General features: G+C 65.5%; 9 protein-coding genes. 2 read left to right on the top strand and 7 right to left on the bottom strand.

Translation table 11 applies throughout. From position 1 onward, the window contains the following. Positions 1 to 29 precede the first annotated feature (29 nt). Together V8J55_RS21255 and V8J55_RS21250 are read left to right on the top strand one after the other, a co-directional pair. The gene (locus V8J55_RS21255) at positions 30 to 488 is read left to right on the top strand and encodes a hypothetical protein (RefSeq protein ID WP_336447554.1); all 459 of its coding nucleotides are present in this window, start codon (positions 30 to 32) and stop codon (positions 486 to 488) included. Positions 489 to 526: 38 nt separating this feature from the next. Further along, positions 527 to 754, top strand: a complete 228-nt coding sequence (locus tag V8J55_RS21250; RefSeq protein ID WP_336447553.1) for a hypothetical protein — start codon at positions 527 to 529, stop codon at positions 752 to 754. Between the two features lie 613 nt (positions 755 to 1,367). On the opposite strand, the gene V8J55_RS21245 is transcribed toward V8J55_RS21250, so the two are convergent. From V8J55_RS21245 to V8J55_RS21215, 7 genes are all read right to left on the bottom strand, one after another. After that, positions 1,368 to 1,976 (bottom strand): TetR/AcrR family transcriptional regulator, encoded by a 609-nt coding sequence (locus V8J55_RS21245; RefSeq protein ID WP_336447552.1) that lies wholly within the window; start codon positions 1,974 to 1,976, stop codon positions 1,368 to 1,370. 63 nt (positions 1,977 to 2,039) lie between these two features. Continuing rightward, positions 2,040 to 5,369 carry a glycosyl hydrolase gene (locus tag V8J55_RS21240; protein ID WP_336447551.1) on the bottom strand — a complete coding sequence of 1,110 codons (3,330 nt, stop codon included), beginning with the start codon at positions 5,367 to 5,369 and terminating at the stop codon, positions 2,040 to 2,042. Next, the gene (locus V8J55_RS21235; protein WP_336447550.1) at positions 5,366 to 6,724 is read right to left on the bottom strand and encodes an MFS transporter; all 1,359 of its coding nucleotides are present in this window, start codon (positions 6,722 to 6,724) and stop codon (positions 5,366 to 5,368) included. The genes V8J55_RS21240 and V8J55_RS21235 overlap by 4 nt, the downstream gene beginning before the upstream one ends. Next, positions 6,721 to 8,877, bottom strand: a complete 2,157-nt coding sequence (locus tag V8J55_RS21230) for a glycoside hydrolase family 3 N-terminal domain-containing protein (RefSeq protein ID WP_336447549.1) — start codon at positions 8,875 to 8,877, stop codon at positions 6,721 to 6,723. The genes V8J55_RS21235 and V8J55_RS21230 overlap by 4 nt, the downstream gene beginning before the upstream one ends. Before the next feature lie 11 nt (positions 8,878 to 8,888). Then, a complete protein-coding gene (locus V8J55_RS21225) occupies positions 8,889 to 9,944 on the bottom strand; it encodes an alpha/beta hydrolase (RefSeq protein ID WP_336447548.1) in 1,056 nt (351 codons plus the stop codon). 13 nt (positions 9,945 to 9,957) lie between these two features. Continuing rightward, entirely contained in the window at positions 9,958 to 11,445 is a 1,488-nt protein-coding gene (locus V8J55_RS21220) for a carboxylesterase/lipase family protein (protein ID WP_336447547.1), read from the bottom strand. Between the two features lie 100 nt (positions 11,446 to 11,545). Next, positions 11,546 to 13,525, bottom strand: coding sequence for a cellulase family glycosylhydrolase (locus V8J55_RS21215; RefSeq protein WP_336447546.1), 1,980 nt, complete (start codon positions 13,523 to 13,525; stop codon positions 11,546 to 11,548). Position 13,526 lies beyond the last annotated feature (1 nt).

The following is a 13,526-nucleotide window of genomic DNA, read 5'->3' as shown; positions in this document are numbered from 1 at the left end:
ATTTTCCCGTCCTAGAGCGAGGGCAGAAGATGAGTCTATTGTTGACGATCGCAGCCGTAGCCGCGGCTCCCGCCTTCCCCGAAAATGTCGAGGTCAGCCAGCGCTACGATTGCACCGTCGCTGCGACCCGCCGCGAGAAGCGGCGGCCCGAGCCTTATCCGGCGGGCGACTATGTCTTCCTGTTTCCCGCGCAAACCGGCCTGATCGTCGGAAAATCCATCCCCTATATCCACACGCGTGCCGATGGCCGGACGTACTTCAAAAGCGCCACGATCGAGGCGCCCTCCTCCGAGCTTGGCCCATCCTTCGGTTTCGCACTGCGCACTCAGCCAAGGGCGCGACTGGCGTTCGCGACATCGAGCGCCGAGGACGGAGAGAATATCCCGTTGCGCGGGTCCTATCTTGCGACCGAAGGTGGCGACGTCGAGCTTGAGGGGCGGTGCCGAGTCCGGAACAGCCCTGTTCGCGTCGACATATCCTCCCCCTGACCGGAAGCTTCGCGGCCATGCTGCCGTGCAGCGCTTCGATGGTTGCGGCGAGCGGCACGGTCTCGTCGCCCGAACGGCAGCAGACGATGGAGAGCTTCAGAGTCTGCCTTGCCTTTCTCAAGGACAGCGCCGCCCAGGACATCAAGATCGAAGCACCGCTCACGAGAGATGCCGAAGGCATTCGCCGTATCGTGACGGTCGAACGCAGGATCAATGGAATCGAGCGGTCCGGCAAGGCCAGCGCGCGCTATGGCGCCCAGATCTGATACTCGAACGGCGGGGCCCGACACGACTGGGGGCAAATCGAATGGCGGGCCAGTTGGGAGGAATATGGCTATGAATGCCGCGGGCGGACGCTCATCGCCAACACATCCCAAGGCTACACGCTCGAAAACTACCAGCCGATGGAGGCCCACGAAGCTGCCAGCGGTCGGTCGGCAGGAAACGGCAAAGCCGGTGCCGACTGAGTCGGCTGTCTTTTCAGGCTTTGAAAGGCTGCAATCATTCACGCACCTCACCAGCGGTTTGTTGATGATCCCGGGATCTGCAGGAGCCTCCTTGCCGATGGTCGACGGCGTGGGATCCTATACGCATTCGCAAGTCATGAAGCACAGGAGCGATAGCGACAAAAAGGCCATGCCAAGCCGCGCTGTCGCCAGCAGAGCCTATCGGCGTTCGCTGATGCCCGAAAATAATCGCGGGCCCGGAAATTCGGCAAGGCATCCGCCGACCGGCGGCTCGAAGAAAGGGTCCGCATCTATGAGCAGAAACTTCGCGGTGGCAGCCGACGCTAGGACAGAGGAATGAGCAGGCACCCCGCACGAACAGGCGTCGCGCCGAGGCCATGTATGGGACGGCATGGCCTGCAAAACCCCCAGGCTATCTGATCACAAGTCGCACCAGCGCGTCGACATGAGCCTCGATTGCGGCAGAATTGGTCGGATCGACGCCCCAGACGCGTTGTACTTCGGGTGCAAGCGTGTAGAAAAGCTGCGCCGCGCCGACGAGGATATAAACGAGCGCCGGCAGCGACGCCGGGGGCACCAGCCCCTCATCCTGCAGCCATTGGACAAAGGCGCCCGACGAGCGGCTGGTGCGGACGATGAACGTGTCGACCATCCAGCGGAAGCGTTCGGTATCGCGGCAACTTTCCTGCACCATCAGCCGCGCATGTTCGGGATGCTGTGCCCAATAATGGACGCGCTGGCGCAGCATGTCGCGGGCATATTCCTTCTTGTCGGTATAATTTTCGAGTTGTGGCGAGTGCGCGATTTCGCCGAGCTGGCGATCGAAAAGGAACGTCACGGCCTCGCGCCAGAGCATATCTTTGTTCTGGAAGTGATATTTGATCAGCGCGTGATGGACTCCCGCTCGCCCGGCAATATCGCGGGTTGCCGTCCCCTCGAAGCCGTGCGTCGAAAATTCGTGCAGCGCCGCCTCGAGGATACTCGCCTTGGTGGTTTCCTTCTGCCGCACACGCTGATTCAAAACTCGCTCCTCTTTGGATGATCGGCCTCTCCGGTGCCCGCAGTTTGCCGCGGCATCAAGTCATTATCCATCTGAATAGCGAAGATCCTGGCGCAGCGCGATCAGCCGGACTGGTCCGATCAGCCCCGAAGGTAGCAGCGGCGCATCGGGACGATAGGTGGCAATCGCGGTCGCGGTGCGCTTGTCGACGCCGGGCCGGGCATCGCCGATCAGCCGGTTTACCCAGAGATTTGTGACCCTGAGCTCGATACGATTTGCCCCCGGCACTAGCGCCGCTGAAATATCGAGACGATAGGGAGGCTTCCACAAGGTGCGGAGGGTCCGGCCGTTGACAACGACATCGACGATTTCGCCCACCTCGCCAAGGTCGAGCAACAAACGCTTGCCGGCGAGTTGGTGCCGGTCGAGCGTCACGTCGCGGCTATAGCTGCCGGTGCCCGAGAAATAGCGGATGCGCGGGTCGCTGCTTTCGCTCCATGAGGCAGCATCGGCAAGGACGGAGGCGTCGGGGCCCCCGCGTTCGGGCTGGAAAGAAAGCGTCCACCCTTTCGAAAGGTCGAGCAGCAGTTCCTCGCGTGTCGCCGATTTCGGCGCCGCGCCCGCACCTTCGCGGAAAATGACAAAGGCGGACCCGTCGGGATCGAAAACGAGCGGGACGATCGTCCGGCCATCCTCGACACGGTATGGCAGCGGCGTCACTGCACCGCTGTCGGCATCCCATAGTTCGGGAGCGCGGCCGATCACACGAAAGGCGATCTCGGTCCGGGCGGCACTGCGCGAACCGCTCGCCAGGAAATAAATATCGCGGTCCTTCATCGTCCGGTGGAGCACGCGGAGGGGCAGCGGTTCGCCCGTCACCTGCCAGTCGGGCCCAACGCCCAGGCGCTTCAAGGCTTCCGCCGCCGCGATGTCGAGCACGCGCCCCTCGCACCACAGGCTGGCGACGAGACGGTCATAGTCGGCGCGATCGTCGGCGAGGCTCGGCGAGCCGACCGGTCGCTTGCCGACCACCGTTGCACCCGCGTCGACGAGGGCGGCGATATGGCGGAGCGTTGGCAAAGTCATTTCCGACGATGTGCCGCCGAGTTGCAGCAAGCGATATTCCATGCCGGAGGGTGTGACGAGCCGTCCGTCCTCGACGCGCAGCAAATTGACGAGCGCGCCGGCGTTGACGAAGTCGAAGCCGTGCCCCGCGGGGATATCGCCGACCTCATGCTCGCCATAGAGCCCCGTGAGCGGCGCCTCTTCGCCGTGAAAATAGGCAATGTCGGCGACATATTGCCCCTGACGGAGCAGATATTGCGAGCGCGCGAGATAGTCGATCCACGCGCGCGCCTGCCCGGCCCAGGTCTCGTTGCGGTTGAAATATTGGCCGAAGATACCGAGCGTCAGCCCCGGCGGCTTTCCTTCGACCGGCTGATGGACGCTGCTGTGGAGCATCAGCCGGGTAACGCCGAGCGCGAAGGCGGTATCGGCGACGCGCTTCAATGACCTCGGCGAGCCCGCCCACGGCGCGAGCGCCGAAGTGAAGGCTTCGGCTGCAACCGCATCGCGGCCATAGAGATGCGCGACCGAGGCGGCGCCCTGCAGGTCGGCGATCGACGTCGGATCGATGCCGCTTTTCTGATTGGGTGCCCAGATCGCCCCCGCCGGTTCATCGGCGTGCGCACGCATCGCCATATCGTCGCCGAGAATCGGGCGATGATCCTCAAGCGCCTCGGCCCGCACGCGCAATCCAGCGGAACGCGCACTCATCGCGACCTGGCCGTAATGATTGGCGGCAAGCAGTTCGGCAATCGTCGTGCGATAGTCCCAGAGGAAGCGATCGCTCGCTTCTGCACTGTCGACAATACGGCCCGTGAGCGCCGGGAGCCACGGTGTCGGATCATAGCCACGGCGCGCCCTGAACGCATCGATCATCGCCCGCGTCCAGTTCTGGCTGCCCGCCTCGATGCTGTCGTTGAGAATCGTGGTGACGCCGCGCGCGCCGAGCAGTTCAGGCGGCAGCGTCGCACGATAGGTGTCGAGATAGCGATCCATATACGCCGCGACCGCGCCGGCATCGAGTTTGTCGACCTCATACCCTGTCGCCTCGGTCGGGGCTGGGGCATTGACGGCACCGGTCAGCGACGCGCCGAGGCGCAGCACCTGCCAGCGGCCGCGCGGCGGGGTCCAGTCGAGGCTGCCGTCGGGCGTCAGCCGCGCGGTGAGGTCGATGACGCCCGCGGCCGGCACGATCGATCCGGCATCAGCCTCGGGCGTGGCTAGTGCATAATAGTCCGGCGCGGTAGCGAAACCGGCCTTGTCCTCAAAGCGCGTAACGCGCGCGTCGGGAAGCAGCGCGAGGCGCTGGAGACGGATGTCCTGCACCGGCGGCGGCTGATCGTAGCGGTTGTTGGCGATGCCCGGCGCGCGCAGGTTGAGGATGCGGCGCCAGATGGTGCCGATCCTGGTCGGCGGCCGGAAGGTCACGCGGAAGGCGCGTGCGGTCACCGCGGGAAAGGAGACCGTATTCTGGTGGAAGGTTGAGAGCGGCAGATCGCGAACGGCGCGAAAGGCCGCACCGTCTTCGCTCGCCTCCAGCGTGGCAATCGGCGCGACATCGAACAGTCCCGGCCGCGTCAACCCGACAACAACCGAACGGATCGTCTGCGGCCGGTCATAGTCGAACCGGACCCATTGCGGCGATGCCTGCGCCAGTGGCAGCACCGCGCCCGGTGCACGATCGAGTGCCGACCCGGTCAGCAGCGCGGCATCGAGCGTCCCGCCGCTCGCACTAATTTTCGCTGCAGGTAAGGGGCCCGCATCGGCGGGGACGCGCCACGCAAGCACCGCTACATCACGATAGAAGGACGCTGTCGCCTTCGCCGCTTGATCCCGCGCGATATCCTGAAAGGGGCCAGCCACCGCAGGCGGCGGTGCAAGGCGGCCGGCGAAACGTCGGCCACCTTCGACGAGCGTTTCGCTCCACACCAGCTTCTTCATTGCGGCTTCGGGCGTGACCCAGGGGCCGCCGGTTTCGCTCCAGCCGGGCGAGGAGGCGATCCCCGCCTCCATGCCGCGCCGGCGGCCCTCGGCGATCGCGTGGCGAAACGCGCCCTGCCAGTCGGGGCGCATGTAAATCAGCCGGTGGTCGACGACCTTGGGCACTCCCGGCTGCGCGACGTCGAAAAGCTGGAAGCCGCCAATGCCGATCCGCTCGAACCATTCGAGATCGCGGTTGATCCCCTCGCGCGTCACATTGCCGTCAAGCCAATGCCACCACACCCAGGGACGAGCTTCGTGCGGTGGGCTGGCGAAATCTTCGCGCATCGGGTCGGCGGATTGGGCAACTGCGGGCGGCGCGGCGAGCGCGAGCGACGCCATCAATGCGATTGCAGTTTCGCGGATCATTTCGCGATCTCTCCCGTACTGCGACCCGCAATTTCGGCGACGATGCGTTCGTGGACACCACGCCGGAGGGGGTTGAGGGCCATCAGCGCCGCCGACGCGAGGACACCGAAGAGCGGGATGAGCACCATGATCGCACGCATGCCGTCGATCGTCGCGGCAGATTGATGCTGGTTCGCGGCAAAGCCGACGCTGTCGAGCGCAACGCCGAACAATCCGGCGCCGAGGCCAAGCGCCACCTTCTGGAATAGCAAAGCGACGCCGAACAACGAACCTTCACGACGCAGGCCGTTCTTCCACTCACCATATTCGACCGTGTCGGGCAGCATTCCCCAATAGGCGAAGACGATACCCTGAAACCCCAGCTGCATGAAGACGACGAACAGATTCATCTGTCCCACGCTGTCGAACCGAAAGACCCCAAGCGCGACGAGACCGCTTCCGAAGATTACGCAGCTCATGAGCCAGATGGTTCGCTTGGCGATCCGGCGCGCCGCGAACATCCACGCGGGGATGATGGCGAGCCCAGTGACCCCGCCCAGCGCCAGCGCGGTCGGTCCCGCGTCGGGTGCATCGAGAACATATTTGAAATAATAGAGGATCGACTTGGCGAAGGCGGTGTAGCAGGCGATGAACAACGCGCTCGCCATCACCAGCGTCCAGAAGGCGCGATTGGCGAACAGAATGCGCCAGTTTCCGAGCAACGGGACATCGTCGGCGGGGGCGGCGGCGCCTTCGTCCTCGCGCGTCGTCGAGAAGACGAAAAACAGGATCGGCGTTGCGAGAAAGGCAAAAATCGCGGCGGCGACGAAATAGCCCTGCGCGCCGTCGGCGCTACCGGTTACCCATGTTGCGACCCGCGGGGTTACGAGCGCGACGATCACTCCCGCGATCGTACTGAACACGAGCCGCGCACCGGCGATGTTCGCCCGATCTGCCGAGCTGCGCGTGATCCGTGCAGTCAATGCGATATAGGGGACATTGACCGCGGCGTAGAGACTACGGAACAGAAGGTGCGCAGCCATCGCCGCCGCGACCAGCGCTCCGCCCTGGAGCGGCGCGGGCCAGTAGAGCAGACCGAAACCGAGCGCGAGCGGCACCGCACCCAGCAGCAGCCACGGCCGGTACCGCCCCCACCGCGTGCGCGTCCGGTCGGCCGCTGCGCCGATCAACGGATCGACGATCCCGTCCCATATCGACGCGACCATATAAATCAGCCCCGCGGACGCGGCGGAGAGGCCTACGGCCTCAGTATAATAGAAAAGGAGGTAGAGCGTCAGGCTCTGCCAATAGAGGTTAAACGCGAAATCGCCCGAGCCGAAGGCGATAGTGCGTTTCCAGCCGAGCCGCCCGGTCATCGCGGCGCCTCCAGCACGAAGCGCACGGGCACTCCAGCTTCGGCATGCGGTGCGATCCACAGGTCGAACGCCCCCGGTTCCACCGTTCCGTCGGCACGCGCAAGCAGGTCACGGGAGATCACAAAGCCGACCTTCGCCATCCCGCCTGCGGCAATCGGCTCCTTGCGAAACCCTTTCAGCTCGCGCACCGGCCGTACCGGATTCGATGCGATGTCGCGGATATAGAGCTGCGCGGTCTCGTCAATCGTCCTGCCCCGCGTCTCGCTGACAATGCACGATGCGGCGATCTCACCGTTCCACGCCAGGCGATCGCTGTCGAGCCGGACCGGGCCATAGGTCGCGTGACCGTACCCAAGGCCGAAACCGAAGGGAAAGAGGGGGCCGGGTGCCGTATCGATGTAGCGCGCGGTAAAAGGCGGCGGCGGGTCGATCGGCGGATCAGTCGGCGGGCGGCCGGTCGCCTTGCGCGCATAATAGAGTGGCAGTTGTCCTACATGGCGCGGAAAACTCATCGGCAAGCGGCCGCTCGGCGAGGCACGGCCAAACAGCAGGTCGGCGACCGCACCGCCGGTTTCGGCGCCGAGAAACCAGGTAACAAGCAGCGCGTCGGACAGCGTCACAAGTTCGGGAACCACCAGCGGCCGCCCTGCGCGGAGGAGCGTGACCAGCGGCTTACCGGTGCGGCGCATCGCGCGCGCAAGTTCCATCTGCATAACGGGGACCGCAGGATCGGTGCGCGAACGCGATTCGGCGGACATATGCTGCCCCTCGCCCAGCGCAAGGATCACGACATCGGCCCATTCGGCCGCGCGGGTCGCTGCGGCGATGCCACCCTTGAGCGGTCCTTCGATCTCGCAGCCCGCTTCAATCCGCATATAATCCGGCTCGCTTGCGGCAAGGAGCCCGTCGGCGAGGCTTTGCGAATCGTCGCTGTCGGCAAAAACCGCCCAAGCCCCGTTCAGATGCGCCTTGTCGCATGCAAACGGACCGATGAGCGCGATTTTCAGCCCGCGCTTCAACGGAAGGACACCGCCTTCATTACGGAGCAAAACCGGACAGCGCCGGGCAGCCTCGCGCGCCAGCATCCTCGTCTCACCCCGATCGCTCCCCGCGGCAAGTCCTCGATAGGGATCGTCGAACAGCCCGAGCGCCTGCTTCGCGCGCAGCACGCGGAGCACCGCCTGATCGAGCATTTCGATGGGCACCTCCGCCGCATCGACGAGTTCGGCAAGATGGTCGGCGTAAAGCCCGCTCGCCATGCACATGTCGAGCCCGGCGAGGAAGCAGAGCCGCGCTGCCTCACGCGGGGTTTCTGCGAGGCCATGCGTGATTATCTCGCGGTCCGAATTATAGTCCGAGACGGTGAAGCCCTCGAACCCCCAATTTTCGCGCAACAGGCCGGTGAGCAGATCGGGATTGGCGCTGCACGGCACGCCGTCGATATCGTTGAACGCGGTCATGACCGAACGGGCACCTGCCGCGAGCGCGGAGTGATAGGGCGGCAAATAGACTTCGGCGAGCGTCGTCGCCGACAGCTCGGCGGTATTATAGTCGAGACCAGCCTCGGCCGCACCATAAGCCGCAAAATGCTTGACCGTCGCCATCAGCCGGCGCGGATCGGCGAGATCGTCGCCCTGGAATCCGCGCACGCGCGCCGCAGCGAAGGCCGATGCCAGAAAGGGGTCCTCGCCATAGCTTTCGATTGCACGTCCCCAGCGTGCGTCGCGGCAGATGTCGGCGCCGGGCGCGAAGGTCCAGTGGACGCCTTCGGCGGCGGCTTCGGCGGCCGACGCCGCGGCGGTGCGACACGCAAGCTCGGGCTCGAAACTCGCGGCTTCGGCCAGTGGGACGGGAAAAGCGGTGCGAAAGCCGTGAATCACGTCGGCGCCGAACAGGAGCGGAATACCGAGCCGCGATTCCTCGACCGCGATGCGTTGCAGCCGCCGCACCTGCGCCTCACCGGGCAGGTTGAAGATGCCGGCGACCTTCCCCGCCCGAATGTCGTCGAGGCGCTTTTCAGGCGCCTCGAAGCGGAGTTCGGGGTTCACCAGATTGCCGGTCCACTGCACGTCGGCCGAATAGAGGCTGAGCTGGCCGACCTTTTCGATAAGCGTCATTTGGGCGAGCAATTGCTCGGGCGTCGGTCCCGTCACCTCGACCCCTCTCAATCTTTCGCGAGCCGCGCCAGCAGGAAATCGCGCGCGATCGCAATCGCCTGCTTCCCTTCGGGCGCGTCGGCGAGGAAGCCCATGAAGACGTGCGGCATGCCTTCATAAAGGTCGAGCACGACCTCGCGACCTGCACCGCGCATGACCTGATACTGACGCACGAAGTCGCTGAGCAACAATTCGCGCGTCCCGCCCTGAATCAGGGCCGGCGGGAAAGGCCGGCTATAGTCGCCGCGCACCGGCGACGCCCAAGGATCGTGCATCGCCACCTCCGGATTCCTGCCGGCATAGGCGAAACGCACCGCTTTCAGCATCTCGGCGCTGTCAAGCACCGGATCGGCATCGGCAAGCGTCAGCCGGCTGTCGCCCGCCCCGCCAAGGTCGGTGCAAGGCGACAGCGCGACGATTGCCGCGGGCAGAGGCTGGCCTTCGTCGCGCAGGCGCAGCGTCGTGCCGAGGATGATATTGCCGCCTGCGCTATCGCCATAAAGGCCGATCTGCGATGCCTTGTGCCCGTCTGCGAGAAGAGCGCGGTACACCGTCGCGACCTGTCCGGTTACGCCGCGAAAATCCTGTGCGGGCGCGAGCACATAATCAACCGAAACGACTTCGAGACCGGTCGCCGCCGCATAGATCGCGGCGCTGCGGAAACTCGATTTCGCCGAACCCGTCGTCCAGCCGCCGCCATGGACATAAAGGAGGATGCGTCTGCCCTTCGCGACGTTCTTCGGACTGACGCGCAGCACCGGCACGCCGCCGAGTTCTGCTGAGGTCACCGTGACTTCGTAGCGCGCCGCAGCAGCGGTCATGCGGTCGTCGGCGCCCCGCTCGGCCAGCGCGCGCGCCTGTACGAAGTCATGCCCCATCGCAAGGCGATCCGGGCGCGTCTTGCGCTGTGCAGCAAGCCCTGCGGTCAGGAGCGCCGTCGCTTCGGACGAAATACTGTCCGGCACGGCAAAGCGCAGCTCGTCTTCGGAGGCGGTCGCGCCCTGCGCCAACGCAGCCGAGGACCAAGGCAGCGCGGCGATGGCCGCCATCAGTAAAAATCGCATCCTGTCCCCCTGTTCAGCGCGCGGCGTCACGCTTGGCGTCGCCAAAGCGAGCCAGCACGTCGAGCGCCGGTGATTTGGCGCTTTCCGACCTGCTTCCGCCCGCCGTGAAGCGCATTCGCTCGCCGCCGGGCGCGAAGCCCGGCCACGTCGGCCGGCCGGCGCCGTTGGGATTGCCGGTCCGTGCGAAGGCGACCCAATAATCGCCGACAAGCTTTGCCATCGCTTCATCCTCCGCGGTCGTCACAACGTGCAAATCCTCAAGGTTCCCGAAGACATAATAGACGTCGGCGCCGTGCGGCATCCCCTTGTCGGTGGTGCGTTTGGCGGTCGGCACATAGTCGAAATGATAGAGGTAGCTGCCATTCGGCGCCGCGAGCCCAGCGAGGAAGCGCGCGGGCTCGACGAACATCAGGTCGCCGACGAGATTCTGCTCATACGCCTCGGCCGAGCCATAAGCCGCCTTCGCCTCGGACTGCGTCGCACCAAGTGCGCCGCCAACCGCGGCGACGAAGGCGCTGCGGAACGCTTCGGGAAGAAAGCCGATCTCGTAGCTGTTCGCCCCCGCCATATAGGGGAGCTTCGCCTGCTGTCCGGCGAGGAACGGAACCTCGACCCGCCCCTGCACGAGCCGCCCGTCGATCAGCGGGCCCGAATATGTCTTCGTCTCGGGATTAAGCAGCGTTATCTTGCCGCGAACCTTGTCGGCCGGGATGGCGCGGAGCGCCGCCGGATCGTTGCCGGCCGCACCCGCCTCGCCGGCAAAGGCGACCCCCTTGGCTTCGGCATCGGCAAGCGACACCCCCTCGTCGCGGCCGCCGCCCGATTGGGCGATCGCCTTTGCGAACAGGCCCTGCGCCGCGGGCATCACCATCATCTGGTTCACCGACCCGCCGCCGGCAGATTCGCCGAAGATTGTCACATTTTCCGGGTTGCCACCAAAGCCGCGAATATTCTTCCGGACCCAGCGCAATGCCGCAAGCTGGTCCATCAACCCCCAGTTTCCGGTCGCCGCCGTCCCTGCCTCGGCGGTCAGCGCGGGATGGGCGAAAAACCCGAAGCGGCCGAGACGATAGTTGAAGGTCACGACCACCGCGCCACGCGCCGCAAGCTTTGCCCCGTCATAAGCGCGCTGCGCACCCGATCCGGCGGTAAAGGCGCCGCCGTGGATCCAGAACAGCACGGGCGCGCCGCCCTTCACCGGCTTCGCGGGCGTCCAGATATTCAGGTACAGGCAATCCTCGCCCATCGGGGCATCAGCGCGGTCGGCCTCCCATTCGCGGCGGTTATGCTCGCAATCTGCACCATAATCGGTCGCGGCGCGAACGCCGGGCCAGCCGGGGACCGGGGCGGGAGCACGCCAACGGCGCTCGCCGACCGGCGGGGCAGCGTAGCGAATCCCTTTGTAGGCGACGACGTCGCCATTACGGACACCCGAAAGCTTGCCGCCATCGACGGCGACAACCGGCGCCGCCTGCGCGGCCGCCGGGGAGGCGGCTGCCATCCCCAACGCCACCGTGATCCAAAATCCTGTCTTGTTCACGACCCTCTCCCGATTGACTTGTTTAACTATCCACTTGCATAACGAGCTTGTCGAGTCCTGTTCAGTGCGACACGGGTTGAAATTCGCTGTCGCGCCGCGATACACGCGCTTCGCCCGCCGGCCGGACTTCGACGACCATCCGCCCCGGAGCAGCCGCCTCGACATGAAGAAGCCGGCTGTCGCGGTCGAAGGTCCAGCGCGCGGGCGGATCAACCGCGACCGCGACCGGTCCCGGAAAATGCGCCTTGGGAACCACGATCTCGGTCGGCGCCGCAATCGCCGGATCGGCATCGATCGCCGCCTCGAACCGCGCTACCTCTGCGTCGAACCGCATCGCGGCGATACGCCCCTGCGCACGGCGAACCCAGGGCCGCGCGAATCCCTTGCGCGCACGCGCGCCATCGCCGCCATCCGCCATCTGATCGGGCGAGAAGATCGACAGATCCTCCTGATTCCAGCCGTCGCCGATCCGCAGATCGTTGCGGTTGCTTGCGGTATAGTTCCACTGCGTCGACGAGATGCGCAGGGCGTCGATCGCGTCGTACATCGCGGTCAGCGCCGCGTCGTGCGTCGTCCATAGCGCGTCGCCGCGCTGCCCCGCTGCCCAGCGCGAATAGGCGCGGCCACCGTCGAGATCGTAAGGGATGCCAAACTCCCCGATAAGCCGCGGCATGGCACGTGCCGGATCAGCGGCATCGAACAGGCGGCCGATCTCGTCGATATAACGCGTGCGTAGCGCCGCGGGGCCGGCCGCACTGTCGAAACTCTTCTTCCACAGGATGTCGACATCGTACCAATGGCTCGCGTTGACGCAGCGTTCGGGCATGCCCTGCGGAAAGCCGCGCCCGTGACCGAGCTGATACGGATTCACTTCGGCAAAGATCAGCCAATCGGGGTTGATCGCGCGCAGCGTTGCGGCGACCTTGCGAAAAAACGGCAGCAGCAGATCGGTATCAGGATCGATCGCACGGTCGCCGGTGCGGCGGAAAAATTCTTCGTCGAGGACGCGCGCATCGTCGCCCGGTCCGCTCCACGCGCCCGCTGCGGCATAGGGATCGGCGGCGCCGTCGGCCCAGATCGACACGCCCCGCGGATTGGCGACCTGTTCACCCGCGATTTCCATCGCGCCGTCGGCGCCGGGTGCGAGGACCGGCAAGGTCACCGCCATGCCGCTCGCTGCCCGCAGCGCCGCGAACGGCGTCCAGCATGGCCCGGCGCGCACCGGTATCGGCGCATCGCGCGTCGCCGCAAGCTGCGGCGCGCTCATCGTCTGCCCGATCCAGCCGAGACTCGGCTCGTTAAGCGTATCGAAGCCAATCACCGCGGCGTTACCAGCGAGCCGCCCGGCCAGCGCAGCCATGGCGTTGAGGTAGTGACGCTGCAGGTAATGCTGAACATTCTCTTCATCGACCAGCCAGCAGGGAGTCAGCAGCGCGCCCGCAAAAAAGGCGGTCCAGACGATAGCGTTCGCGGGCATGCGATAATTGCGCGCCCAGCTCATCATCGGATAATTGTCTTCCTGCCGGGCATCGGCACGCGCATGGTCATAGCGGTGCTGCATGACATGCGCTGCATCCGCGGCATCGAAACGCGTGAAGTCGAGCCCGAGCTTTTCAAATATCCAGCCCGGCGCACCGTCGCCACCGGTCATCCGGCTCCACACATCCTGGTGCATGTCGATGAACAGCATGAACCCGTGCGCCTCGGCCCGCCGCGCGATCGCCGCGATATAATCAAGATAGGCCGCATCATATTTGCCGGGCCCCTCATGCTCGATGGCTTCCCACGTCACGAGAAGGCGCAGGCAGTTGAACCCCCAGCCCGCGATCCGCGCCAGATGCGCGTCCGCCTGATCGAGCGGGAACGGGCGGCCCACGAAGCTCACGTCGCGGTGATCCGAGAAATCGCCCGGCAGATGCGTGCCGCCGTCGGGAAAGGGCAGCTTGCAGTCGCCGCCGAGGTTGACGCCGCGCAGCAGCACCTCGCGCCCCTGCGGGTCGATGAACCGCCCCTCCACCGCATCGATCATCCGCCTTCGCATT

It is taken from the genome of Sphingopyxis sp. CCNWLW2, assembly GCF_037095755.1.
In the GTDB taxonomy this organism is placed as follows: domain Bacteria; phylum Pseudomonadota; class Alphaproteobacteria; order Sphingomonadales; family Sphingomonadaceae; genus Sphingopyxis.
Note: the sequence above shows the minus strand (reverse complement) of the source record. Positions and strands in the feature narration are given on the sequence as shown.

Bases quoted from the DNA above. Each gene is read 5' to 3' on its own strand.
- V8J55_RS21220 (WP_336447547.1), bottom strand. From the start codon at position 11,445: ATGGCAGCCGCCTCCCCGGCGGCCGCGCAGGCGGCGCCGGTTGTCGCC.
- V8J55_RS21255 (WP_336447554.1), top strand. From the start codon at position 30: ATGAGTCTATTGTTGACGATCGCAGCCGTAGCCGCGGCTCCCGCCTTC.
- V8J55_RS21215 (WP_336447546.1), bottom strand. From the start codon at position 13,525: ATGCGAAGGCGGATGATCGATGCGGTGGAGGGGCGGTTCATCGACCCG.
- V8J55_RS21225 (WP_336447548.1), bottom strand. From the start codon at position 9,944: ATGCGATTTTTACTGATGGCGGCCATCGCCGCGCTGCCTTGGTCCTCG.
- V8J55_RS21250 (WP_336447553.1), top strand. From the start codon at position 527: ATGGTTGCGGCGAGCGGCACGGTCTCGTCGCCCGAACGGCAGCAGACG.
- V8J55_RS21240 (WP_336447551.1), bottom strand. From the start codon at position 5,369: ATGATCCGCGAAACTGCAATCGCATTGATGGCGTCGCTCGCGCTCGCC.
- V8J55_RS21235 (WP_336447550.1), bottom strand. From the start codon at position 6,724: ATGACCGGGCGGCTCGGCTGGAAACGCACTATCGCCTTCGGCTCGGGC.